Source organism: Nocardia sp. MH4 (assembly GCF_019266065.1).
Lineage (GTDB): Bacteria > Actinomycetota > Actinomycetes > Mycobacteriales > Mycobacteriaceae > Nocardia > Nocardia canadensis.
In genome coordinates this window covers 19701-41572 of sequence record NZ_LPNR01000113.1, presented here as the reverse complement: position 1 = coordinate 41572, position 21872 = coordinate 19701, and the positions used below count along the sequence as shown (strand labels likewise).

General features: G+C 69.2%; 24 protein-coding genes. 9 read left to right on the top strand and 15 right to left on the bottom strand.

What is annotated here, in order from left to right:
- Positions 1-6 precede the first annotated feature (6 nt).
- From ATM97_RS24870 to ATM97_RS24860, 3 genes are all read right to left on the bottom strand, one after another.
- Positions 7-795 (bottom strand): CbtA family protein, encoded by a 789-nt coding sequence (locus ATM97_RS24870; protein WP_218720611.1) that lies wholly within the window; start codon positions 793-795, stop codon positions 7-9.
- Positions 786-986 carry a CbtB-domain containing protein gene (locus ATM97_RS24865; RefSeq protein WP_019044677.1) on the bottom strand — a complete coding sequence of 67 codons (201 nt, stop codon included), beginning with the start codon at positions 984-986 and terminating at the stop codon, positions 786-788. Before ATM97_RS24865 ends, ATM97_RS24870 begins: the two co-directional genes overlap by 10 nt.
- Before the next feature lie 225 nt (positions 987-1211).
- On the bottom strand, positions 1212-1535 hold the full coding sequence (locus tag ATM97_RS24860) for an antibiotic biosynthesis monooxygenase (RefSeq protein ID WP_218720610.1): 324 nt from the start codon (positions 1533-1535) through the stop codon (positions 1212-1214).
- 55 nt (positions 1536-1590) lie between these two features.
- Here ATM97_RS24860 and ATM97_RS24855 point away from each other — a divergent pair, with 55 nt between their 5' ends.
- Positions 1591-2334 carry an alpha/beta fold hydrolase gene (locus ATM97_RS24855; protein ID WP_218720609.1) on the top strand — a complete coding sequence of 248 codons (744 nt, stop codon included), beginning with the start codon at positions 1591-1593 and terminating at the stop codon, positions 2332-2334.
- On the opposite strand, the gene ATM97_RS24850 is transcribed toward ATM97_RS24855, so the two are convergent.
- Positions 2331-3209 (bottom strand): A/G-specific adenine glycosylase, encoded by an 879-nt coding sequence (locus ATM97_RS24850; protein WP_218720608.1) that lies wholly within the window; start codon positions 3207-3209, stop codon positions 2331-2333. The genes ATM97_RS24855 and ATM97_RS24850 overlap by 4 nt on opposite strands.
- 90 nt (positions 3210-3299) lie before the next feature.
- On the opposite strand from ATM97_RS24850, the gene ATM97_RS24845 reads away from it, so the two are divergent.
- Both ATM97_RS24845 and ATM97_RS24840 read left to right on the top strand, forming a co-directional pair.
- Complete coding sequence (locus tag ATM97_RS24845) at positions 3300-3923, top strand: carbonic anhydrase (protein WP_218720607.1); 624 nt, start codon at positions 3300-3302, stop codon at positions 3921-3923.
- Between the two features lie 82 nt (positions 3924-4005).
- Positions 4006-4686, top strand: coding sequence for a hypothetical protein (locus tag ATM97_RS24840; RefSeq protein WP_218720606.1), 681 nt, complete (start codon positions 4006-4008; stop codon positions 4684-4686).
- Between the two features lie 155 nt (positions 4687-4841).
- On the opposite strand, the gene radA is transcribed toward ATM97_RS24840, so the two are convergent.
- Positions 4842-6242, bottom strand: a complete 1401-nt coding sequence (gene radA / locus ATM97_RS24835) for a DNA repair protein RadA (protein ID WP_218720605.1) — start codon at positions 6240-6242, stop codon at positions 4842-4844.
- A gap of 79 nt (positions 6243-6321) precedes the next feature.
- Positions 6322-7047, bottom strand: coding sequence for a hypothetical protein (locus ATM97_RS24830; protein ID WP_308248607.1), 726 nt, complete (start codon positions 7045-7047; stop codon positions 6322-6324).
- Between the two features lie 352 nt (positions 7048-7399).
- Between ATM97_RS24830 and carD the strand changes: the two genes are divergently transcribed.
- From carD to ATM97_RS24800, 6 genes are all read left to right on the top strand, one after another.
- Positions 7400-7888, top strand: coding sequence for an RNA polymerase-binding transcription factor CarD (gene carD, locus ATM97_RS24825; protein WP_019044685.1), 489 nt, complete (start codon positions 7400-7402; stop codon positions 7886-7888).
- Between the two features lies 1 nt (position 7889).
- The gene (gene ispD, locus ATM97_RS24820; RefSeq protein WP_218720604.1) at positions 7890-8624 is read left to right on the top strand and encodes a 2-C-methyl-D-erythritol 4-phosphate cytidylyltransferase; all 735 of its coding nucleotides are present in this window, start codon (positions 7890-7892) and stop codon (positions 8622-8624) included.
- On the top strand, positions 8621-9088 hold the full coding sequence (gene ispF, locus ATM97_RS24815) for a 2-C-methyl-D-erythritol 2,4-cyclodiphosphate synthase (RefSeq protein WP_218720603.1): 468 nt from the start codon (positions 8621-8623) through the stop codon (positions 9086-9088). Before ispD ends, ispF begins: the two co-directional genes overlap by 4 nt.
- A 132-nt stretch (positions 9089-9220) precedes the next feature.
- The gene (cysS, locus tag ATM97_RS24810) at positions 9221-10624 is read left to right on the top strand and encodes a cysteine--tRNA ligase (protein ID WP_218720602.1); all 1404 of its coding nucleotides are present in this window, start codon (positions 9221-9223) and stop codon (positions 10622-10624) included.
- Complete coding sequence (gene rlmB / locus ATM97_RS24805; RefSeq protein WP_218720601.1) at positions 10624-11607, top strand: 23S rRNA (guanosine(2251)-2'-O)-methyltransferase RlmB; 984 nt, start codon at positions 10624-10626, stop codon at positions 11605-11607. The genes cysS and rlmB overlap by 1 nt, the downstream gene beginning before the upstream one ends.
- A gap of 234 nt (positions 11608-11841) precedes the next feature.
- Positions 11842-12120 carry a DUF4190 domain-containing protein gene (locus ATM97_RS24800; RefSeq protein ID WP_218720600.1) on the top strand — a complete coding sequence of 93 codons (279 nt, stop codon included), beginning with the start codon at positions 11842-11844 and terminating at the stop codon, positions 12118-12120.
- A 3-nt stretch (positions 12121-12123) separates the two neighbouring features.
- Here the strand turns inward: ATM97_RS24800 and ATM97_RS24795 are convergent, their stop codons facing one another.
- From ATM97_RS24795 to otsB, 9 genes are all read right to left on the bottom strand, one after another.
- A complete protein-coding gene (locus ATM97_RS24795) occupies positions 12124-12924 on the bottom strand; it encodes an enoyl-CoA hydratase/isomerase family protein (protein ID WP_218720599.1) in 801 nt (266 codons plus the stop codon).
- A 95-nt stretch (positions 12925-13019) separates the two neighbouring features.
- The gene (locus tag ATM97_RS24790) at positions 13020-14192 is read right to left on the bottom strand and encodes an acyl-CoA dehydrogenase family protein (protein WP_218720598.1); all 1173 of its coding nucleotides are present in this window, start codon (positions 14190-14192) and stop codon (positions 13020-13022) included.
- A 63-nt stretch (positions 14193-14255) separates the two neighbouring features.
- Positions 14256-15122: a metal ABC transporter permease gene (locus ATM97_RS24785; protein ID WP_218720597.1), complete on the bottom strand. Its 867-nt coding sequence runs from the start codon at positions 15120-15122 to the stop codon at positions 14256-14258.
- Entirely contained in the window at positions 15122-16015 is an 894-nt protein-coding gene (locus tag ATM97_RS24780; RefSeq protein WP_218720596.1) for a metal ABC transporter ATP-binding protein, read from the bottom strand. Before ATM97_RS24780 ends, ATM97_RS24785 begins: the two co-directional genes overlap by 1 nt.
- A gap of 5 nt (positions 16016-16020) precedes the next feature.
- Positions 16021-16884: a metal ABC transporter solute-binding protein, Zn/Mn family gene (locus tag ATM97_RS24775; RefSeq protein WP_218720638.1), complete on the bottom strand. Its 864-nt coding sequence runs from the start codon at positions 16882-16884 to the stop codon at positions 16021-16023.
- A 304-nt stretch (positions 16885-17188) separates the two neighbouring features.
- Positions 17189-18328 (bottom strand): hypothetical protein, encoded by a 1140-nt coding sequence (locus ATM97_RS24770; protein ID WP_218720595.1) that lies wholly within the window; start codon positions 18326-18328, stop codon positions 17189-17191.
- A gap of 17 nt (positions 18329-18345) precedes the next feature.
- Entirely contained in the window at positions 18346-18648 is a 303-nt protein-coding gene (locus ATM97_RS24765; RefSeq protein ID WP_218720594.1) for a WXG100 family type VII secretion target, read from the bottom strand.
- A gap of 16 nt (positions 18649-18664) precedes the next feature.
- Positions 18665-18979, bottom strand: coding sequence for a WXG100 family type VII secretion target (locus ATM97_RS24760; RefSeq protein WP_218720593.1), 315 nt, complete (start codon positions 18977-18979; stop codon positions 18665-18667).
- A gap of 84 nt (positions 18980-19063) precedes the next feature.
- Complete coding sequence (otsB, locus tag ATM97_RS24755; RefSeq protein ID WP_218720592.1) at positions 19064-21634, bottom strand: trehalose-phosphatase; 2571 nt, start codon at positions 21632-21634, stop codon at positions 19064-19066.
- Between the last annotated feature and the right edge of the window lie 238 nt (positions 21635-21872).

Sequence of the window (21872 nt, the reverse complement as noted above, 5' to 3'; positions counted from 1 at the left end):
CGAGGATCACCCTGCGGTAGCGACCCGCTCTGCTACCGGAGTGCTACGCCGCGAAGCGAATTCGGTCAGCGCGGCGAACGCCAGACCGAGCGAGACCCACAGCGTGGTGGTCTCGGCCAGCGACGCCACCCGGAACCGCCACAGCAGCGTCGCGGGGAAGTCGTCGGCCACCTCGTTCACGCCCGGCAGCAGCACGTAGCCGACCGTGGTGACCAGCACGAACGCGAGCACGCCCGCGATCAGCCGGAGCGTGTCCAGCTGTCCGGCCAGCGCCCCGTACGCGGCGACCGACGCCGCGACGGCGAGCAGGCCGAGCACGACGGCGGCGACCCACAGCCAGGTGCGGTCGTTGATGGTCTCCGGATCGCCCACCGCCGGTGGGTTGGCCGGATATTTGAAGAACGGCACCGCGACGATCGCGGCCCACGCGAATCCCGCCGAGGCCAGCGACAACGCGACTCCCGACAGCGTGGTGAACCGGCGGGCGACGTTGACGGCCGAGGCGAACAACGCGCCGAACGCCATCCCGGCCAGGCCGAGGGCGAGGAACTGACCCGCCTTCTGACCGTTCCGGCTGACCAGCGGTTCTTCCTCGTCGCCGTGCGAATGGCCCTGGGGTTCGGCCGCCTCGTGCGGATGATCGGCCGGGGCGGCGGCAGCTTCTTCGATGGCGATCGCGGCGTCCACCTGGGGCTCGCCGACGAAGTAGCCCACTGTCGCGGCCAGCAGGCCGGCGATCAAGCCGGCCAGCAGGCCACGTAACAGCAGGGTTTTGAGCGATCCGGTCAGTGGCACGGAACACCCAGCAGGTGACGTCCGTCGTGCATCAGCTCGTGCAGGAACATCCCGCTACGCGAGACGGCCCCCTGATCGAAACCGACCAGGTACAGGGCGAGCAGTGCAAGCAGAACGACACCGACCGTGACGAGCACGGTTGCCAGGGTGTCCAGGCCGGTAGACCGGCTGGGTGAATGCGCGATAGCCATTCGGGTCCTCCTCAGGGATACGCGTCCCATGGTCGAAGTGTGGTGCGAAGGTGCCGGTGTCTGGCTCTCCGGCACCGGGGACCCGGTACGTGGATACAGTGGCGCGACCGCTCCGGATTCTCACCGGAATTACCGCGCACCCTCGCGTATGTTCCCTCGCACTGTGACAGTCGCCAGGCGCCCACGTCAATACGCGCATCCGCATGTCCAGCGGAAACGCCGATGTCAGGCCTTCGCGGGGACGTCGAGGACGACCTCGAACTCGAGCAGCGACGCACCGGTCGAGACCGGCTTCGGGCGCTCGCCCTCGCCACCGCTGCCCGCGTGCGCGGCCCGGGCCGGACCGTCGCGCCACGCGGCGAAGGATTCCTCCGAATCCCATTGCGTCACCACGAAATACCGGTTGTCGCCGGCCACCGGGCGCAGCAACTGGAAGCCGAGGAAACCGGGGGAGTTCTCCACCGCGTGCGCGCGGGCGGCGAACCGCTTCTCCAGCTCCGGGCCGGCACCTTCGGGGATCTCGATCGCATTGATCTTCACAACAGCCATGAGCCGACAATACGACCGCGCGGGAAACATCCCGGTCTGGGGCACAATCGGCAGGGTGTTGTACGACGAAGGCGGGACCGGCGTCCCGATCCTGCTGCTGCACGGGCTGATGGGCAGCGCGCGCACCTGGACCGATCAGCTGCCGTGGCTGCGCGAATACGGCCACCTCTACACCGTCGACGCCGCCGGGCACGGCCGGACGCCACCCGCCGAGCTCACCACCGAGGCGTTCGTCGCCGATCTCGCCGAGCTCACGGCCGCGATCACCGAGCCGATGGTGATCGTCGGGCATTCGATGGGCGCGATCCACGGCTGGGTCTTCGCCGCCACTCACCCCGCGCGGGTCCGCGCCCTCGTCGTCGAGGACATCGCCCCCGATTTCACCGGCCGCACCGCCGCGCACTGGGCCGAGCTGATCCACTCCTGGCCGCAGCCCTTCGCCGACGAGCGGGCGGTGCTCGACTACTTCGGGCCGGTCGCGGGCACGTATTTCCTGCGCGCGTTCATCTCGGGACCCGACGGCTATCGGCTGCACGGCGAGGTCGACACCTTCCGCGCCATCTCCGAGGAGTGGGGGACCAGGGACTTCTGGACCGAATGGAAGTCGCTGGAAATTCCCACGCTGCTGATCGAGGGCGAGCACACCATCACCCCGCCGGGGCAGATGCGCACGATGGCCGAGGTCCACCCGGACGCGGAGTACGTGGTCGTCGCGGGGGCCGCGCACCTGGTGCACGACGAACAGCCCGAGGCCTATCGCGACCTCGTCGGCCGCTTCCTGCGCCGCGTCGTGGGCTAGCCCGTCGCCCCGCCTTCGCCGGCCAGCGCGAACAGGCCGTCCTCGGTCTGCTCGATCAGGCCGTCGACCAGCAGCGAATCCAGTGCCCGCGCCCGCTGGCCGGGGTCGCGGGTCCACGCGAGGTCGAGGCGAACCCGCTCCACCGGCCCCGACGCGTCGCGCAGGACATCGAGCAGCCTGCCGCGTGCCTGCCGATCGGTGCCCTCGTACTTCTGCACCTTGCGGGCCACCGCGGCGGCGGGCTTGCCCGCGTCGACCCACGCGCACGCGGGCAGCGGGCAGTTCGCGCAGTCGGGGTTGCGGGCGGTGCAGATCAGCGCGCCCAGCTCCATCAGCGCCGCCGAGAACTTGGCGGCGCGCGGCACGGAGATCGGCAGCAGGGCCGCGGTTTCGGCGAGATCGCGCGAGGACGGATTGCCCGGCTCGCGCCCGTGCACGGCCCGCGCGACCACCCGGCGGACATTGGTGTCGACCACCGGGACGCGCTGACCGTAGGCGAAGCAGGCCACCGCGCGGGCGGTGTAGTCACCGATACCGGGCAGGCTCAGCAGCACCTCGACGTCGGTGGGCACCACGTCGCCGTGCTCGACGGCCAGCACTCGCGCGCACTCGTGCAGCCGCAGGGCCCGGCGCGGATAGCCCAGCTTGCCCCAGGCCCGCAGCACCTCGGCCTGCGAGGACGCGGCCATCGCCGAGGGCACCGGCCACCGCGCCACCCATTCCCGCCAGATCGGCTCGACCCGCACCACGGGGGTCTGCTGCAGCATGATCTCGCTCATCAGGATGTGCCAGGCGGTTGCCTCCGGCTGGCGCCACGGCAGGTCACGTGCCGTTTCGGTGAACCAATCCACCAAGACTTCCGCGTCGATACTCACTGTTCCCGTTCCGCCTCAGCCAGGCCATCTTTGCCGACGCGTAACGCGGCGGACTCGCTGGTAACCCTCGGCCTGTGCACAATGATCGGTATGCCTGGTTCCAATCCGATAAGCGCCTGGAAGTCGTTGCGCGAAGGCAATGAACGCTTCGTCAACGACACCCTGCTGCATCCTAGCCAGGGCGCCGCCGACCGAGCCAAGCTCGTCAGCGGCCAGCATCCGCACGCCATTCTGTTCGGCTGCGGTGACTCCCGGGTGGCCGCCGAACTGATCTTCGATCAGGGGCTGGGCGACATGTTCGTCGTGCGGACCGCGGGTCACGTGGTGGACAGCTCGGTGCTCGGCTCGATCGAGTACGGCGTCGAGGTGCTCGACGTGCCGCTGATCGTCGTCCTCGGACACGACAGCTGCGGCGCCGTGAAGGCCACCATCGACGCGCTCGACGGTGGCGAGGTCCCCGGCGGATTCATCCGCAGCGTGGTCGAACGCGTCACGCCGTCGATCCTGGTCGGCCGTCGCGAGGGCCTCACCTCGATCGACGAATTCGAGGCCCGCCACGTCGTGGAGACCAGCAGGCTCCTGATGCAGCGGTCGATGATCATCTCCCAGCGCGTCGCCACCGGTCAGTGCGCGATCGCGAGCGTCACCTACAAGCTCGAGGACGGCCGCGTGCACCTGCGTCGCGTCGTCGGGAACATCGGCGAGGTGGTCTGAACCGGGCGATCGGTTCGGTTCACCCCCACGACACGCCGAGGTCATCGAGCGCGGCTCCGCGCGGTGCGCTTACCGTTGAGGCGTGCTGGAACCGAATGGACCGCTGCCACCGGAGATCTACTGGCGTCGCCGCGCACTCGCCATCGGCGTCATCATTGTCGCGCTCGCGATCGTGATCTGGCTCGTCACGATGGTGGCGCGCGGTGGTGGCTCGTCCGGCGATACCGCCGCGGCCACGTCGACCACCACCGCGGCGGGCAGTTCGGCGTCGACCAGCAGTTCGGCCGAGTCGAGCAGCGCGACGTCGAGCAGCGCCGCCGCCACTTCCAGCGCCGCGGCGAGCAGTTCCGCGGCGGATCAGCCCGCGGCACAGCCGTGCAGTGATCAGTCGCTGGCCCTGAAGGTGACCGTCGGCCAGCCGACGTACCGGGTGGGTGATCAACCGGGGTTCGGCACGGTCATCACCAATATCTCCTCGGCGCCGTGTTCGCGCGATCTCGGTCCCGGCCCGCAATTCCTGGTCTACACCCTCGACGGGCAGCGCCGTCTGTGGGCGAGCAACGACTGCAACCCGGATGGACCGCCGGAAGTGAAGACGCTCAAGGCAGGCGAGCAGCTGTCCTACAAGGGCACCTGGTTCGGGACGACGTCCCAGCCGAACTGCGCCGGTGATCGCCTCCAGGTGCCCGCGGGCGCCTACATGGTGGTGGCGCAGCTCGGTGCGGTGCGCAGCGCCGCCGAGCCGTTCAACCTCGCGACCTAGCCCTCGGCGCCGGTGCGTGTCCGGCATTGTGCGGGTGCGCTGTAAGTCACATGTTCAAGTCGGGTGGATTTGCAGGCTTCGCATGCTCACCGACTATGTCAATGGTTGTTGGCACGGGAATGGCCGATATCGGCCATATCCCGGGTTTGCCGGAGTTATTCCACGGGGACCGGATCCCGGGGTGCGCGCGATTTGCGGAGCTGCGCCAAGCGCAGCGCCGAGCGGAGATCGCCGACCTCGTGGATACGCATCGAACCGGTCTTGGTTTTCTCCGAACCAGGCGGCACCAGAGCGGTGGTGAAACCGAGTCGCTCGGCCTCGGCGAGCCGCCGGCCCAGCCCGGTGACCTTGCGGACCTCGCCCGCCAGCCCGACCTCACCGAGGATCACCCAGCCCGCGGGCAGCGCGATATCCGCCTCGGCGGAGGCGATGGCCAGCGCGATGGCCAGGTCGGCGGTCGGCTCGATCAGGCGCATGCCGCCGACGGTGGCGGCGTAGACATCGTGTTTGCCGAGAAACACCCGCCCACGGCTCTGCAGGACGGCCAGCACCATGGCGACGCGGTTGTAGTCCAGGCCGCTCACCGCGCGCCGTGGCTGCGGGATCTCGGTCTTGACGGTCAGCCCCTGCACCTCCGCGACCAGCGGGCGTTTACCGTCCATCGCGACGGTCACCGCCGTGCCGGGGACGGTGTCGGTGCGGTGGTGCAGGAACAGACCCGACGGATCGTCGACGCAGGCGATGCCGTCCTCGTGCAATTCGAAACAGCCCACTTCGTCGGCGCTGCCGAAACGATTCTTGATGCCGCGGATCATGCGCAGCGTCGAATTCTTGTCGCCCTCGAATTGCAGCACCACGTCGACCAGATGCTCGAGCGTGCGCGGGCCTGCGACATTGCCGTCCTTGGTGACGTGGCCGACCAGCAGCACCGCGATTCCGGTGGCCTTGGCCAGCGAGGTCAGCGCCGCGGTCACCGCGCGGACCTGGGTGACACCGCCGATCACGCCGTCCACCTCGGGCGCCAGCATCGTCTGCACCGAGTCGACCACCAGCAGCGTCGGCCGCACCTGTTCCACGTGCCCGAGCACGATCGACAGGTCCGATTCGGCGGCGAGATACACCCGGTCGTGCACCGCGCCGGTGCGATCGGCGCGCAGCCGCACCTGCCCGGCGGACTCCTCGGCCGTCACGTACAGCGAGGTTTCGTCGCGCTGGGCGGCCCACCGGTGCGCGACCTCGAGTAGCAGGGTCGACTTGCCGACGCCCGGTTCGCCCGAGAGCAGCACCACCGACCCGGGCACCACACCGCCGCCGAGCACCCGATCCAGCTCGCTGACCCCGGTCGAGCGGGCCTGGGTGACCTTGGCGTCGATCTGCGACAGTGGCGCCGCCGCCGTGCTCGGCAGCATCGCCCGCCTGCCCGGCGCCGCGGCGGCCGCGGAGACCGCCACCTCGTTCACCGTCCCCCAGGCGCCGCAATCCGGGCACTTACCCACCCATTTGGACACCTCGTGCGAGCACGCGGTGCACCGGAAGACTGCTTTGGTCTTGGCCACACGCGCACCCTACGGACCGGCTCCGACAAAAAGAAAAGCCGCCGCGGACCACCGCGACGGCTTTCTGTTCGGCCTGGTCTCAGTGACCGGCGCCCTCGGGGGCCGGGCCGGACTTCTCGTTCTCGACGCGGTCGACCTCGGCGGCGTCGACCGGGACCGACACCTGCACGGTGCCCGCGTCCTTGAAGTTGAAGGTGACGTTGTAGGTCAGGCCCGGGTAGATCTGCTTGCTCAGGCCGGTGATCTCGATCGTGCCGGGCTTGGCCTCGGGATCGATCGAGGGGACGTCCTGACCGGTCGCGGACGTGGTCGGGGCCGCGGAGGTGGTCGGGGCCGCGGAGGTGGTCGGCGCGGCGGAGGTGGTCGGGCTGGCGCCGTGGTGATCGTCGCCCTGCGCGTCACCGGTGACCTTGACCGGGCCGGCGACGACGATCTGCTGCGGCTTCAGCACGAACTTGGGGTCGCCCGCCGGGCCGGTGAGCTTGACGGTGCCCAGGTCGGTGGTGACGCTGGTCAGCTCGTCGGTGACGGTCTCGCTGCCGTTGATGATCGACAGCGCGATCACGGCCTTGCCGCCCTTGTCGTGCTCGGCCGGGGAAGCCGGGTAGACGATGTGCACGTTGCGCAGGGAGATCGGGCCCACGTCCGCGTGGTTGCCGTTGATCGCGGCGGCCTGCGACGAGGTCTGGGTGTGCTGGCCGGCACTGCAGCCGCTCAGGGCGATACCCGCGGCAGCGGCGAGCGCGGCAACCGTCGCCATGCGACGTCGCGCCGACGGGGCGGTCACAGCTTTCAGGGCAGTCACGGTTTGTCCTCCATGTCGACCGGGCTCACTCCGTCCACACAGCGGATCGGAGGGTAGTAACTAGGCAGCGTAGTAGTTCGCTTCGCGCGCGTGGCGTCCGGGCTCGCGACGCGCGGGCGCGGAAGTAACAGTTCGGTGTCTCGCGCCGGGTTGCCGGAGTGGTGCCGGGGGAGTGCGACGCGGATACGGCTCGCTGTGCTGGTGGTTAACCCGTTCTGGCGCAACACAATGCACACCAATTCCGCGTTGTCAACCCCTACGATGGCCTCGTTGTGGCCCTGACCTGCACAGTTGATCGCGCCGTTATCGAGTCGCATGTTAAACTGTGAACATCGAAAGGGGCACGGGACACATGATTTTTAAGGTCGGAGACACCGTCGTTTACCCCCACCACGGAGCGGCGCTGATCGAAGCAATCGAGACCCGCACCATCAAGGGTGTGCAGAAAGAGTATCTGGTCCTGAAGGTCGCGCAAGGCGACCTGACCGTTCGGGTTCCCGCGGAGAACGCCGAATATGTCGGCGTCCGTGACGTCGTCGGCCAGGAGGGTCTCGACCGCGTCTTCCAGGTGCTGCGCGCGCCACACACGGAGGAGCCGACCAACTGGTCCCGCCGTTACAAGGCCAACCTCGAGAAGCTCGCCTCGGGCGATGTGAACAAGGTGGCCGAGGTCGTGCGCGACCTGTGGCGTCGTGAGCAGGATCGCGGCCTGTCCGCCGGTGAGAAGCGGATGCTGGCCAAGGCTCGCCAGATCCTCGTCGGTGAGCTCGCGCTCGCCGAGGGCACCGACGACGGCAAGGCCGAATCGCTGCTCGACGAGGTCCTCGCCGCGGCTTCCTAGAGTGCGACCTGTCGTAGCACTGGTCCCTGCCGCCGGTCGTGGCGTGCGCCTGGGTGAATCCACCCCGAAGGCGTTCGTCCCGGTCGGCGGCACACCTATGGTCCGGCTGGCCGTCGACGGGCTGATCGCGTCCGGTGCGGTGCACCGGGTCGTCGTGGTCGTGCCCGCCGAGCTGGTCGAAGCCGCGTCCGCTCTGCTGTCAACCACCTCGCTGACCGGCGGTTCGATGCCCCCTGTGCCGGTGCAGGTCGTCGTTGGCGGCGCCGAGCGCACCGATTCGGTGCGCGCCGGGATCGCGGCCGCGCCCGATGCCGCGTTCTATCTCGTGCACGATGCCGCTCGCGCGCTCACTCCACCGGAGCTGATCGCGCGAGTGGCCGCCGAGCTGCAGGCGGGCAGTCCCGCCGTCGTGCCCGCCCTGCCGGTCGTCGACACCGTGAAATCGGTCGACGACGCGGGCGTGGTCACCGGCACCCCCGAGCGCGCCCACCTGCGGGCTGTCCAGACTCCCCAGGGCTTCGCCGCCGACCTGCTGCGCGAGGCGTACGCCACCGAGGTCGGCGCGACCGACGACGCCGGCCTGGTCGAACGCCTCGGCGTCGCCGTGCGCACCGTCGCAGGCGACCCGCTCGCCTTCAAGATCACCACCCCGCTCGACCTGCGCCTGGCCGACGCGTTGCGCGCCGATCGCGCCGCCGACGTTCCTCGGCCCGCCGAGCAGGCGGTCGCGCGATGAGAGTCGGCATCGGCAGCGATGTGCACCCCATCGAGCTCGGTCGTCCCTGCTGGATGGCCGGTCTGCTGTTCCCCGACGCCGACGGCTGCGCCGGGCACTCCGACGGCGACGTCGCCGCGCACGCGCTCTGCGACGCGCTGCTCTCGGCCGCCGGTCTGGGCGACGTCGGCGCGGTGTTCGGGGTCGGCCGTCCCGAATGGGCCGGGGTCACCGGCGCCGCCATGCTCGCCGAGGTCCGCAGGCTGCTGACCGAGGCGGGCTTCACGGTCGTCAACGCCGCGGTGCAGGTCATCGGCAATCGCCCGAAGATCGGCCCTCGTCGCGCCGAGGCCCAGAAAGTGCTCGGCGAACTGCTCGACGCGCCGGTCTCGGTTTCGGGCACCACCACGGACGGTCTCGGGCTGACCGGCCGCGGCGAGGGCATCGCGGCCATCGCCACCTGCCTGATCACGGCATGTTCGTAGCCCGCACGGGCCTCGAAGATTTCCTGCCGCACCACGCGTTCTCGCCGCTTCGTCCGGCCGTCGGACAATCACGGCGAGCCACGAACCGGCCGGTCATCTCCACCACCATCCCACCGACTAGGATCGAATGCCGTGACCTTGCGCCTTTTTGACACCGACACGCGGACCCTGCGGGAATTCACCCCGCTGGTCCCCGGCCGTGCTTCGGTGTATCTGTGTGGGGCCACCGTGCAGGGTCAGCCCCATATCGGGCACGTGCGCAGCGGCGTCGCGTTCGACGTGCTGCGCCGCTGGCTGCTCGCGCACGACTACGACGTCTGGTTCATCCGCAATGTCACCGATATCGACGACAAGATCCTGAACAAGGCCGCCGAGGCGGGCAGGCCGTGGTGGGAATGGGCCGCCACGCACGAGCGCGCTTTCGACGCGGCCTACGAGGTGCTCGGCGTGCTGCCGCCCTCGGCCGAGCCGCGCGCCACCGGCCACATCACCCAGATGGTCGGGCTGATGGAACGGCTGATCGAGCGCGGTCACGCCTACGCCGCCGACGGCGACGTCTACTTCGACGTGCTGAGCTGGCCGAACTACGGCGAGCTGTCCGGCCACAAACTCGACGACGTGCACCAGGGCGAGACCCCGACCCGCGGCAAGCGCGATCCGCGCGATTTCACGCTGTGGAAGTCGGCCAAGCCGGGCGAGCCGAGCTGGCCGTCGCCGTGGGGCCCCGGCCGTCCCGGCTGGCACCTGGAATGCTCGGCGATGGCCGAGTTCTATCTGGGTCCCGAATTCGATATCCACTGCGGTGGAATGGATTTGATTTTCCCGCACCACGAGAACGAGATCGCTCAGTCCAAGGCGGCCGGTGACGGTTTCGCCCGTTACTGGCTGCACAACGGCTGGGTGACGATGAGCGGGGAGAAGATGTCGAAGTCGCTCGGCAATGTGCTCTCGGTGCCCAATGTGCTCAGCCGGGTCCGGCCGGTGGAATTGCGGTTCTATCTGGGCAGCGCGCATTACCGCTCGATGCTCGAATATTCGGACAAAGCGCTCGACGACGCGGTCGCCTCGTATCAGCGCATCGAGGCATTCGTGCATCGTGTGCTCGATCGGGTCGGCGAGGTCCCGATCGGTAAATGGACCGACGGATTCGCCGCCGCGATCGACGACGATCTGGCGATTCCGAAGGCGCTCGCCGAAATTCACCACGTGGTGCACGAGGGTAATCGCGCGCTGGAAGCGGGCGCGGTGGAGACCGCGGCGGAGCTGGCCGGTCAGGTCCGGGCGATGCTGGGCATCCTCGGCGTCGACCCGCTCGACCCGCACTGGTACACCCCGGCCGACAACTCGGCGGCACTGGACGCGCTCGATGTGCTGGTCCGCTCCGAGCTGGATCGCCGGGCGAGCGCGCGGGCGGAGAAGAACTGGGCAGAAGCCGATGCCGCACGGGATCGGCTCGTGGCGGCGGGTATCGAGGTCACCGATACCCCGCAGGGGCCGGAATGGTCGCTGGGCGCAGCTAGCGGAAAGGCGAACTGATGGCAGGCAATTCACAGCGACGCGGAGCGATCAGGAAGGGCGGCACCAAGAAGGGTGCCGTCGTCGGTTCCGGCGGCAAGCGCCGTCGCGGCCTGGAGGGCCGGGGCGCGACGCCGCCCGCCGAGGCCCGCACCAAGCATCCCGCCGCCAAGCGCGCCGCGGCCGCCGCCAAAGCCAAAGCGGCGCAGTCCCGTCCGACCGGCAAGGGCGGTGTACCCCGCGCGGGCCGTAAGTCCGACGACGGCCCCGAGCTGGTGCTCGGCCGCAACCCGGTGCTCGAGTGTCTGCGTGCCGAGGTGCCCGCGACCGCGCTCTACGTGGCCGTCGGCACCGAGAACGACGACCGGCTCTCCGAGAGCGTGCAGCGTGCCGCCGACATGGGCATCTCGATCCTGGAGGTGCCGCGCACCGATCTGGATCGGCTCAGCGCCAACGGTTTGCATCAGGGCGTGGCCCTGCAGGTGCCGCCGTACCGCTACGCCCACCCCGACGACCTGATGGATCGGGTGAAGGTCTCCGGCGAGCCGGGTCTGCTGGTCGCGCTGGACAACATCTCCGATCCGCGCAATCTCGGCGCGGTCATCCGCTCGGTCGCCGCGTTCGGCGGTCAGGGCGTGGTCATCCCGCAGCGGCGCAGCGCCAGTGTCACCGCGGTGGCGTGGCGGACCAGCGCGGGTGCGGCGGCGCGCCTGCCCGTCGCCAGGGCGACCAACCTGACCCGCACGCTGAAGGACTGGGCGTCGCAGGGATTCCAGATCGTCGGCCTCGACGCCGGCGGTGACACCCCGCTCGACGAGTTCGACGGTAGCGTGCCGACCGTGGTCGTCGTCGGTTCCGAGGGCAAGGGCCTGTCGCGGCTGGTGCGCGAGAACTGCGACTCGATCCTGAGCATCCCGATGGCCGGTCCGGTCGAGTCGCTCAACGCCTCGGTCGCCGCCGGTGTGGTCCTCGCCGACATCGCCAGGCAGCGTCGGCTGGGTTGAGTTGTCGGAGCGCCGGCGCGCTCGAGGTCGCGGGCCCTTGTGTCCCGCCGGTCAGGCACCGCCGCTTGCTCCTTCGTCGCCTACGCACCGGCGCCTGATCGGCGGAACGGCCGCGTCGGCCGACTACGTCGGCCCGCCCTTCTCCGAGGTCGGGACATGGTGGCTGGGTTTGTTTTCGGTGGCCGCGCGCGTAGTGCAGCGTCAGCGGCCCTCGTGCACAGTAGAATTCGGTGCGTGGCGATACCCAACCAGCCGATCGGTGAGACGGTCGAGCACCCGCAGGCCAACCTGATCCTCGTGCTCGGGCTGCTCAGCCCGTTCTGCTGCGGGATCTTCGGGCCGATCGCGTGGGTGCTCGGCAAGCGAGCCCTCAACGAGATCGACGCGTCCTACGGTGCCCTGTCCGGGCGCTCCCAGGTGATGATCGGGTACATCGCGGGCATCATCGGCACCATCTTGATGGTGCTGTTCGCGATGCTCTACCTCGCGGGGTCCTGCAACGGGAACTTCTGAGCCTCAGTCCAGGCTGGGGCGCCCCTCGGGGGCGTCCCAGGCGGGCCACTCGGCGCTGATACTGCCGGTCCACTTGGGCTGACGGCGCTCCTTGAACGCGGCCATCGCCTCGCCGCCGTCGACGCTCTTGGCGACGTGGGCGTTGAGTTCGGATTCGAGCTGCCCGACGACGGCGGGCGTCATGCCGAGGCTCTCCCAGATCAGCCGCTTGGTCAGTGCGACCGGCAGCGGCGCTGGCCCGTTGGCGATGTCGTGGGCGACCGCCATCGCGGTCGGCAGCACCTCGCCCGCGGGCAGGCTGGCATTGGCCAGGCCCATCGACTTGGCCTCGTCACCGTCGAAAGTGCGTCCGGTGAGCATGATGTCGGCGGCGTTGGCCAGCCCGGCCAGCCGCGGCACGGTCCAGTGCGCGTAGCCGTCGGCGAGCACGCCGCGGCGGACCTGGCTGAGCCCGTAGACGGCATCGCGGGCGAAATACCGCAGGTCGCACTGCAGGGCCAGGGCCAGCCCGATGCCGACGGCATGGCCGTTGACGGCCGCGATCACCGGCTTGCGGACCTGCCACGGCGGCGGATCCAGCGTCACCTCGCCGTTGACCCGGGCGGACAGATCCGCGCCCGCGCAGAAGGCGGGCGCGGTGCCGGTGATGACGACGGCGCGAATCGAGTCCTCGCTGTCGCACCGGCGCAGGGCCGCGCTGAGCTCGGCGGCCATCGTCGGGGTGACGGCGTTCTGCTGCGCCGGCCGGTTGAGCGTGAGCACGGCGACTCCGGCAGCGACATCGACGAGCAGTTCCGAACTCATGGGATCGAATGGTACTAGCGGCGCGGCGTCGGCGCCGGAAGTGGCGGCTCGCGCAACCACGTCGTCATCGGCCCGGCGCGGGATCGGATTGTGCTTCACTCCCGCAGCAAGTGCTTGCCGATGGCGTACTTGTGGACCTCGGTCGGGCCGTCGTAGAGCCGGAACGCGCGCATGTCCCGGAACAGCATCTCCACCACCGTCTCGTCGCTGATCCCGATCCCGCCGAGCACCTGCACACAGCGGTCGGTGACCTTGAACAGTTCCTCGGAGACATAGGACTTGGCCATCGACGATTCGTGCCTGGCCTGCTGGCCCTGATCCATCAGCCAGCAGCTGTGCCAGATGGTCAGCCTGCACTGGTGCAGTGCCACCTCGTTGTCGGCGAGCATGAACGACACGCCCTCGTGCTCGCCGATCGGCTTGCCGAACGCGGTGCGGGTGCGCGCGTAGTCCAGGGCGATGCTCTGCGCCCGTTCGGCCGCGCCGAGCCAGCGCATGCAGTGGGTGAGCCGGGCGGGCGCCAGCCGCAGCTGGGCGTAGCGCAGGGCCTGGCCGGTGCGGCCGAGCACGGCCGAGGGCGGCAGGGTCAGGTTCTCGAACCGCACGACGGCGTGCCCGCCGACGTAGTTGCGGTCCATGGTGTTCATGATCCGCTCGATGACGATGCCTTCGGTGTCGCCGTCGGCGAGGAACAGCGTCGGCCCGGCGGGCAGGTGCGGGTTCTCGGTGAGGCGCGCCATGATGATCCAGGTCTTGGCCCCGTCGGCGCCGGTGATCAGCCACTTGCGCCCGTTGATCACGAAGTTCTCGCCGTCGAACACCGCCTCGGTGCGCAGCTGCCCCGGATCGGAGCCCGCGCCGTCGGGTTCGGTCATCGCGAACACCGAGCGCTGCTCGCCGCGGATCATCGGCATCAGGTACTGCTCGACCTGATCGGGGTCGGCGACCTTGCCGAGCAGGAACATATTGCCCTCGTCGGGCGCGGCGCAGTTCATCGCGACCGGGCCGAGCGTCGACCAGCCCGCGGCCTCGTAGACCACGGCCTGCTCGACGTGGGTCAGGCCGAGCCCGCCGTATTCCACCGGGGCCTGGACGGTCAGCAGCTTCTCGGCCCTGGCCAGGTCGACGAGTTCGGCGCGCAGGTCGTCGGTCGGCCCGTGCGCGGTCAGGCGCGGATCGCGTTCGAACGGCACGATCTGTTCGGCGACGAAGGCGCGGACTCGATCCCGCAGGGCGGCCAGATCTTCCGGGACGGCGAAGTCGATCATGCTGTGTAGTCTGCTCGCCCGTGCCCCGGTTCGGGCAATTTCGGCCCCAAGTGGCACCAAATTTCAGCGAGCGGCGACCGGCCGCCGACTGCGGTGGCCGATGACCCGGCACACCAGATAGATCGTGAACGAGATCCCGGTGACGAAGGTCGACACCGGCACTCCGGGCGCCAGCGACAGCAGCAGCCCGCCCACGGCGGCGACCTCGGCGAACACCAGCGACAACACCGTCGCCCGCAGCGGGCTCGCGGTCAGCTGCGCGGCCGCCGCGGCCGGGGTGATCAGCAGCGCGAGCACCAGCAGCGCGCCGACGATCTGCACGCCGAAGGCGGCGGTGATGCCGAGCAGCACCGCGAACACCACCGACAGCGCCCGCACCGGCACCCCGCGCGCCACCGCGACCTCGGGATCGGAGCTGGCGAACAGCAGCGGCCGATAGATCACCGCGAGCACGGCCAGCACGGCCGCGGTGCAGGTGACCAGCAGCGCGAGCCCGTCGTAGCCGACGCTGGCGACCTGGCCGGTGAGCAGTGAGAACTTCGAGCCCGCGCGGTCCGGGGCGAGCCACAGGAACAGCACCGACAGGCCGAGGCCGAACGAGAGCACCACCGCGATCACCGAATCGCGTTCGCGCGCACGGGAACCGAGCCAGCCGAACAGCACGGCGGCGACCACCGACCCGGCGATCGCGCCGATCCCGACGCCGACCCCGGCCAGCAGCGCCGCCGACGCGCCGGTCAGCGAGAGCTCGCTGGTGCCGTGCACGGCGAACGACATCTGCCTGCTGACGATCAGCGGCCCGATCAGTCCGGCGAGCAGCCCGAGCAGCGCGCTCGCGAGCAGCGCCTGCTGGACGAAGTCGTAGCCGAGCAGGTCGGCGGTGGTGCCGACGTCGAACATCTGGTGCAGAACCTTGTCGAGCTTGTCCATCAGGCGGTACCGCCGAGCGCGTCCATGTCGTCGCCGGTGCCGACGACGACGAGCCGATCGCGCACCCGCAGCACCTCGACCTCGGTGCCGTAGAGCTCCGAGAGCGTCGCCGAGGTCATCACCTCGTCGGGAGTGCCGATCCGGAACTCGCCGTCGACCAGGTAGAGCACACGGTCGACCATCGGCAGGATCGGGTTGATCTCGTGGGTCACGAACAGCACCGCCGTGTCGTGTTCGCGGCGGCGCTTGTCGACGAGTTCGGCGACCAGCCGCTGATTGGCCAGATCCAGGCTCAGCAGCGGTTCGTCGCAGAGCAGCACCGCCGGGTCGCCGACGAGGGCTTGGGCGACCCGCAGCCGCTGCTGCTCGCCGCCGGAGAGCGTGTCCAGCGGGGCGTGCGCGAAGCGCTGCGCGCCGACCGCGGCCACGGCGGCCTCGATCTTGCGCGCCCGCTCCTTGCGGCCACGCCAGCCCAGGCCCCACCGGTGCCCGTCGACGCCGAGCCCGACCAGATCGCGGCCGCGCAACTGCACCCCGGCGTCGATCGTCTTCTGCTGCGGGACGTAGCCGACGCCCGGATTGCCGGTGCCCGCCGGCTTGCCCGCGACTTCCGCACGGCCCGAACCCAATTCGAGGAGCCCGAGCAGTACTCGCAGCAGCGAGGTCTTGCCCGACCCGTTGGGGCCGAGGACGGCGATGAATTCACCGGGCGCCACGTCGAGATCGAGGTCGCGCCACAGCGTGCGCTCGCCGAACGCCAGCGTCGCCGCGCGCAGACGGATCGCCGGGTCGGTGCTCGCCCGTGGCGCACCCGCCGCGGGCGTGGTGCCGCCCGACGTTGTCGCCGGGTGCGCCGCGGTGACGGTCCCTGCCGCTTCCTCGGTCGTGGACATGGCGATCAGCGCAGCGCCGCGGCGAGCGCCTTGGCGTTCGCGGTCTGCCACTGGACGTAATCCACCCCGGCGGGCAGGGTTTCGGTCACCTCGACGACGGCGACGCCCGCGGTCTGCGCGGTGGCCCGCAGGTCCTGGGTGATCTTGTCCTGGGTCTGGGTGTTGTAGATCAGCGCCTTGACCTGCTTGCCGGTGATCAGGTCGCGGGTGGCGGCCACGGCGGCGGGCGCCGGGTCGGTCTCCTGCTCGATCGCTTCCTGGAACTCGTGCGGGGTCTTGTCCTGCGCGGTCGCGGCCAGCAGCAGGTAGTGCGCGAGCGGCTCGGACTGGGCGACGGGCGCGTTCGGGTGCTGGGTGGCGATGGTGCCGGTGATGGTGCTGACGCCGATCAGCTGGTTCTTGAAGGCGGTCGCGCGCTCGGTGTAGGCGGCGGCGTTGGCGGTGTCGACCTCGCCGAGCTGGGCGGCGATCCGGTCGGCGACCGCGGCGACGGTGGTGACGTCGTACCAGACGTGCTCGTTGTCGTCGCTCTTGTCGGCCCGCTGCTCGAACGCCTCGACGGTCCGCTTGTTCTTGCCCGAGATGGCCTTCTCGATGAACTCGTCGTAGTGCCCGCCGTTGAACACCACGAGATCGGCGTCGCTGATCTCGGCGGTGTCGGTGGCCGAGGTCTCGAACGAGTGCGGGTCGGCGGCGGGATCGCTGATGATCGAGGTGACCCGGACATCCGGCCCGGCGACCGCGGTCGCGATGGAGCCCCACACATTGGTGGAGGCCACGATCGACAGACCGTCGGAGTCCTTCGAGCCGCCCCCGCAGGCAGTGAGGACGACCGCAGCCGCCACTCCCGCCGTGAGACCGGCACACATGCGGGCGAATCGACTGTTCACGCGGTACTCCTGGCCGTGCGCGATCAGGCACGGGGTGCTGTGCCCTAGATCATAATGGAAATCGTTACCGTTTTACTTTAGCAGGAACGAGTACTCGGTACGAACCACACGGAAAAGCCGGGCTCGGAGTCCGAGCCCGGCTTTCCGGTACGCCGTCAGACCGGGACGTCGGCCGGCTGGCTGAGCAGCGGGGCGCAGCGCAGCAGGCCGAGGTGGCTGGCTGTAGGGCTCGGGCGAGCGAGCGGAGTCAATGGTGCCTGCCGCCCTGTTGAAGAGCCGAGGCTCATCCGTAGTACTTGTGCGCTGTCTCGGGAAGTTCCCCCGTCGACCCGATCTTACGCAGGATTGCTAGTGCGATCTGCCGGAGGAGGTTGGGATCGACGCCCTGCGCTGAGCCGGTTCGCCCCCCGTCGACTCCCAAGGTCAGGTCGCCGATCGAAGTACCGTTCTGCGTGCATGGTCGTACAGTCATGGTGTCCGGATACACACGAACAAAACCCTCATGTTTGACTGCGCCCCCGTAATCGGACTCCCAGCGATAAACGGTTGTTCTCGGCTGCCGCCAAACTCCGATCGAATAGGCCATCCTGTCCCTCTCAACGGACCAGCGACGGGCTGATTCAACGGCTTTAGCGCCGGCGATCAGTCCGCCGACCCCGGTCAAGCAGGTCGCGATGACGGTGATGGCGACGTCTATCGCGGCCTCTTCGATAATAGATTCGATGAATCCTTTGATCTCGTCGCGGAGTTCCTGGATGGAGTCTTTGTAGTCGGTGCACGACTTGCTGATCTGGATGCACGCGGTGAGGAGCTCGCCGATCGAGGTCTCGATGGTTTTCAGGTCCTGCCGGACCTGGGCCGCATCGGTGGAGGTCACGCCCTCGAACAGACTGGCGGCGATAGTGATCTTGTCCTTGGCGTTGGTGTTCTGGTAGATCCGACCGAGGCGGTCCCAGGCGTCGGCGGCTTTGGCCAGGGTGTCCGTATTACCGTCGGGGAGCGGGCAGTTGATGGCGTCGAGGACGTCGATCGCGGTTTGCGCCAATCCCTGTGGAGTGCCGCCGGCCGCCGATGCCGGGAGGGCGTAGGGCCCGAAGGTCGCGGTTGATGCCTTGTCCGCAGGTCGTTCGGGCTGTGCGGCGCCCTTGAGATTGGCGTCGGATTGGGCGTGCTTGAAGCCGATATCGTTGAGCGCGGTGCCGTAGGCCCGCAGAGTCTCGTACGTATGGCCGTAGAAGGCAACCGCGTCGCGGGCCGACTGGTCGTAGGACGCCGCCCACGCCCGCCCGTCCTCATCACGGCCTGCCATCATGCCGTAGCCGTTGAGCTCGCTGAAGATGTAGGTGAAGCTGTCGAAGAGGGCGGCGGCAGCGTCGAAGCAGTTGACTGCGGATTGGTAGTAGACCTTCGGATCCACGTCCACTCGCGACACGGTCGGTGTCATACTCCCAGAATTTTCAAAGTCTCGATGCCTGCATCGGTATAGCTCTGGTGTGCGGATTTGGCGGCTGTTTCCAGCGCTTCCAATCCTTCCTGCATGTCGGTCACCCCGGCGCGCCACTCCGTGTGCGCTTCGCGGTATGCGGCCGCGGCCTCACCGGACCAGACGTCGTCGACTTCTTTCGACTTCGCGTCGAGCGCTGTCAGCACATCGGCAACTGCTGCCAGATACCCGCGCATACGCGCAGTCAACTGTTCCAGCTGGTCGAGATCAACCGAGAATGCAGGAGGTTCAGTAGTCATCAGGCATCGATGTGGTTCAGATGTTCAGCTGGTAGGTCTCTGCGGCGTTCGACTCATCGGTCGACTGCAAGGTCTCGGCGGTCACTCCGAGCTTGTCGGCCAAGTCGAACAGCGCATCCCAAACCTGGTCGGCACCCTGGTGGAACTCTTCCCATCCGGCAGTGAACACGCCGGCGTTGTTCCCGGACCAGGTATCGATCGTTGCGCGCATATCGGTCACCAGTGATGCGTACCCAGCCTTGCATTCCGACGCCACCTGATAGGCCAACCGTCCGAACGCCTTGACCACCTCAGGTTCGACCGAGAGCGCCGAAGAATCCGTCGTCGACATCGCGAATTGCCCCCCGGGTACATGCTTGGCCAGAACGCCGACAAGCCGGGCTCGGAGTCCGAGCCCGGCTTGTCTGATGACCTTTTACACCAGGACGTCGGCCGGCTGGCTGAGCAGCTGAGCGCAGCGCAGCAGGCCGAGGTGGCTGTAGGCCTGGGGGTGGTTGCCGAGGGAGCGTTCGGCGACCGGGTCGTACTCCTCGCTCAGCAGGCCGGTCGGCCCGGCGGCCGCGACCAGCTGGGCGAACAGCGCCTCGGCGTCCGAGCGCCTGCCGATGAGCAGGTAGGCCTCCACCAGCCAGGCGGCGCACAGGTGGAACCCGCCCTCGCCGCCGGGCAGGCCGTCGTCGTGGTGATAGCGGTAGACCGTCGCACCGCTGCGCAGCTCGGCCTCGGTCGCGACCACCGTGGCGGCGAAACGCGGGTCGGCCGGGTCGATCAGCCCGCTCAGGCCGATGTGCAGCGTCGCGGCGTCGAGGTCGGTGCCGTCGTAGGCGGCGGTGTAGGACTGCACCTCCTCGTTCCAGCCCTTCGCCTTCACCTCCTCGGCGATGACGTCGCGCAGCGCGGCCCACTCGGGATCGACCGGGCGATCGAACCGCGCGGCCAGGGTCAGCGCGCGATCGATCGTGAGCCAGCCCATCACCTTCGAGTACACGTGGTGGCGCGGGTTGCCGCGGATCTCCCAGATGCCGTGGTCGGGCTCGGTCCAGCGCCGCTGCACCGCAGAGACCATGGCGTGCACCAGTTCCCAGTCGGCGTCGGGCAGCGCCTTGACCGCCTCCACCGCGCCCTGGCGTTCGCGCTCGTGCGCCATCGAGGTGATCAGGTCGACGATCGGCCCGAACACATCGAGCTGCACCTGCATGTTCGCCGCGTTGCCGACGCGCACCGGCCGCGAACCGGCGTAGCCGGGCAGCAGGTCGATGACGGCCTCGGGCGGCAGGGTCTCGCCGTAGATCGTGTACAGCGGGTGCAACCGCTCCGGGCCGGGCAGCGTGTCGAGGACGCGATGCACCCAGCCGAGGAATTCCTCGGCCTCGGTGAGCGAGCCCAGCGTCACCAGCGCCTGCGCGGTCAGCGAGGCGTCGCGCAGCCAGCAGTAGCGGTAGTCCCAGTTGCGCACGCCGCCGATGTCCTCGGGCAGCGAGGTGGTGGCCGCGGCCAGGATCGAGCCGGACGGGCGGTGCACGAGCCCGCGCAGGGTCAACGCGGAACGCTTCATCAGATCCGGCTTGAGCGGGGGCAGCTGCAGCCCCGCCGCCCACTGCGACCAGTACTGCTCGGCCAGCTGCCTGCGCTGGTGCTCGGGGGTCATCGAGGGCGCCAGATCGGCGGTGCCGCAGCGCAGTTCGAGGATCACCGGCGCGCCGGACGGGTCGACGACCGCGCGCGCCTGCTCATTGGTGCCGTCGGAGCTGATCTCCCACGCCACCCCGGGCGAGCGCAGCACCATCGGATCGTTGGTGCCGCTGACCCGCAGGCCGTTGGGCACCGCCTCGATACGCACCGGCACCTGACCGAATTCCGGTCGCGGCGCGAACGTCACGACGGCCTTCGCGTCGCCGGTGATCACCCGGGTCAGGTCGGTGCGGTCGGGGGCGACGTCGTGCGGCAGGTAGTCGGTGACCTGCAGGCTGGCCCACCGGGTCTGGACGGTCATGGTGCCGTCCACGTACCGCTGCGACAGCGGCAGACCGGATCGCTCCGGCGCCACCGTGAAGTGTCCCGCGCCCGCACCGCCGAGCAGGTGCGCGAACACCGCCGCGGAATCCGGCTCGGGGTGGCAGAACCAGGTGACGGTCGCGTCCGGGGTGAGCAGCGCGACCGAGCGGGGGCTGGCCAGCATGCTCAGCCGTTCGATCCGGGGCGCGCTGGCACCGGCCAGCCAGGTCCGGCGTTCCTCCACCAGGAACGCCAGCGCGCGCGCCACGTCCTCGGTCGAGTCGACGCGCAGCTTGGCCAGGCTCTCGCCGTCGCCGACCTTGATGCCGACATCGGGACCCGACAGCACCCGGAACGCCTTCTCGTCGGTGACGTCGTCGCCGAAGAAGACTGCGGCCGAGGCGCTTTCCTGATGCCGAATGGTGTCGAGGGCGGTGCCCTTGTCGGTGGGGATCACCGCGAGCTCGATCACCGCCTTGCCCTCGGTCACCTGCACGCCGACCCAGCACGCCGGACCCTGGCGCGCGGAATTCAGTGCGCGCCTGCCGATCTCGGGGCTGGCGTTGCGCACGTGCAGCGCGGCGCTGGCCGGCTTCATCTCCACGGTCACGCCGGGATTCTCGGCGGCGATCTGGGTGAACGCGGAGTTGATCTCCGTCAGCAGTTGCTTGGCATCGTTGTCGATCGCGTGCACGAAGCCCACGTCGAACTCCGAACCGTGGCTGCCGATCAGCTGCACCTCGACCGGCAGGCGCGAGAGCGCGGCCAGATCGCGTAGGGCCCGACCGGAAATCACCGCGGCGGTCGTGTTCGCCAACCCCGCCAGCGCGCGTAACGCGCTGACCGATTCCCGTTGGGGAAACGCTTTCGCCGGGTCGGACACGATCGGGGCGATAGTCCCGTCGTAGTCCGAGGCAACCAAGAGCCGTGGCACGCGCGCAACCGACGCCAGTGCACGGCGGACATCCAAGGGCAGATCCTGTGCGCTCACGCATCCAACCTAGTGATCGGAGGAGTTGATCAGGGGGCGCGAAAAACAATACTGCGTCAATTTTGCCGCGCGAGCGGCGCGGCGGGTTGTGCGCTCCGACGGCGCCCGGTTCCTCGCGACCGCGTCGCTAATTCCGGGCCTTTCGCCCATCGAGGCGGACCGGGTTCGCCGAGCTCATGGTGCCCGCGAGCCCGGCGGAGAGGCCCTCGGGCCCGGTAGATGCATGGTTCCGCATATG

Bases quoted from the DNA above. Each gene is read 5' to 3' on its own strand.
- ATM97_RS24860 (WP_218720610.1), bottom strand. From the start codon at position 1,535: ATGGCTGTTGTGAAGATCAATGCGATCGAGATCCCCGAAGGTGCCGGC.
- ATM97_RS24790 (WP_218720598.1), bottom strand. From the start codon at position 14,192: ATGATCGACTTCGCCGTCCCGGAAGATCTGGCCGCCCTGCGGGATCGA.
- ATM97_RS24785 (WP_218720597.1), bottom strand. From the start codon at position 15,122: ATGGACAAGCTCGACAAGGTTCTGCACCAGATGTTCGACGTCGGCACC.
- ATM97_RS24760 (WP_218720593.1), bottom strand. From the start codon at position 18,979: ATGTCGACGACGGATTCTTCGGCGCTCTCGGTCGAACCTGAGGTGGTC.
- ATM97_RS24845 (WP_218720607.1), top strand. From the start codon at position 3,300: ATGCCTGGTTCCAATCCGATAAGCGCCTGGAAGTCGTTGCGCGAAGGC.
- ispF (WP_218720603.1), top strand. From the start codon at position 8,621: ATGAGAGTCGGCATCGGCAGCGATGTGCACCCCATCGAGCTCGGTCGT.
- ATM97_RS24795 (WP_218720599.1), bottom strand. From the start codon at position 12,924: ATGAGTTCGGAACTGCTCGTCGATGTCGCTGCCGGAGTCGCCGTGCTC.
- ATM97_RS24775 (WP_218720638.1), bottom strand. From the start codon at position 16,884: ATGTGTGCCGGTCTCACGGCGGGAGTGGCGGCTGCGGTCGTCCTCACT.
- ATM97_RS24780 (WP_218720596.1), bottom strand. From the start codon at position 16,015: ATGTCCACGACCGAGGAAGCGGCAGGGACCGTCACCGCGGCGCACCCG.
- rlmB (WP_218720601.1), top strand. From the start codon at position 10,624: ATGGCAGGCAATTCACAGCGACGCGGAGCGATCAGGAAGGGCGGCACC.
- ATM97_RS24765 (WP_218720594.1), bottom strand. From the start codon at position 18,648: ATGACTACTGAACCTCCTGCATTCTCGGTTGATCTCGACCAGCTGGAA.
- ATM97_RS24865 (WP_019044677.1), bottom strand. From the start codon at position 986: ATGGCTATCGCGCATTCACCCAGCCGGTCTACCGGCCTGGACACCCTG.
- carD (WP_019044685.1), top strand. From the start codon at position 7,400: ATGATTTTTAAGGTCGGAGACACCGTCGTTTACCCCCACCACGGAGCG.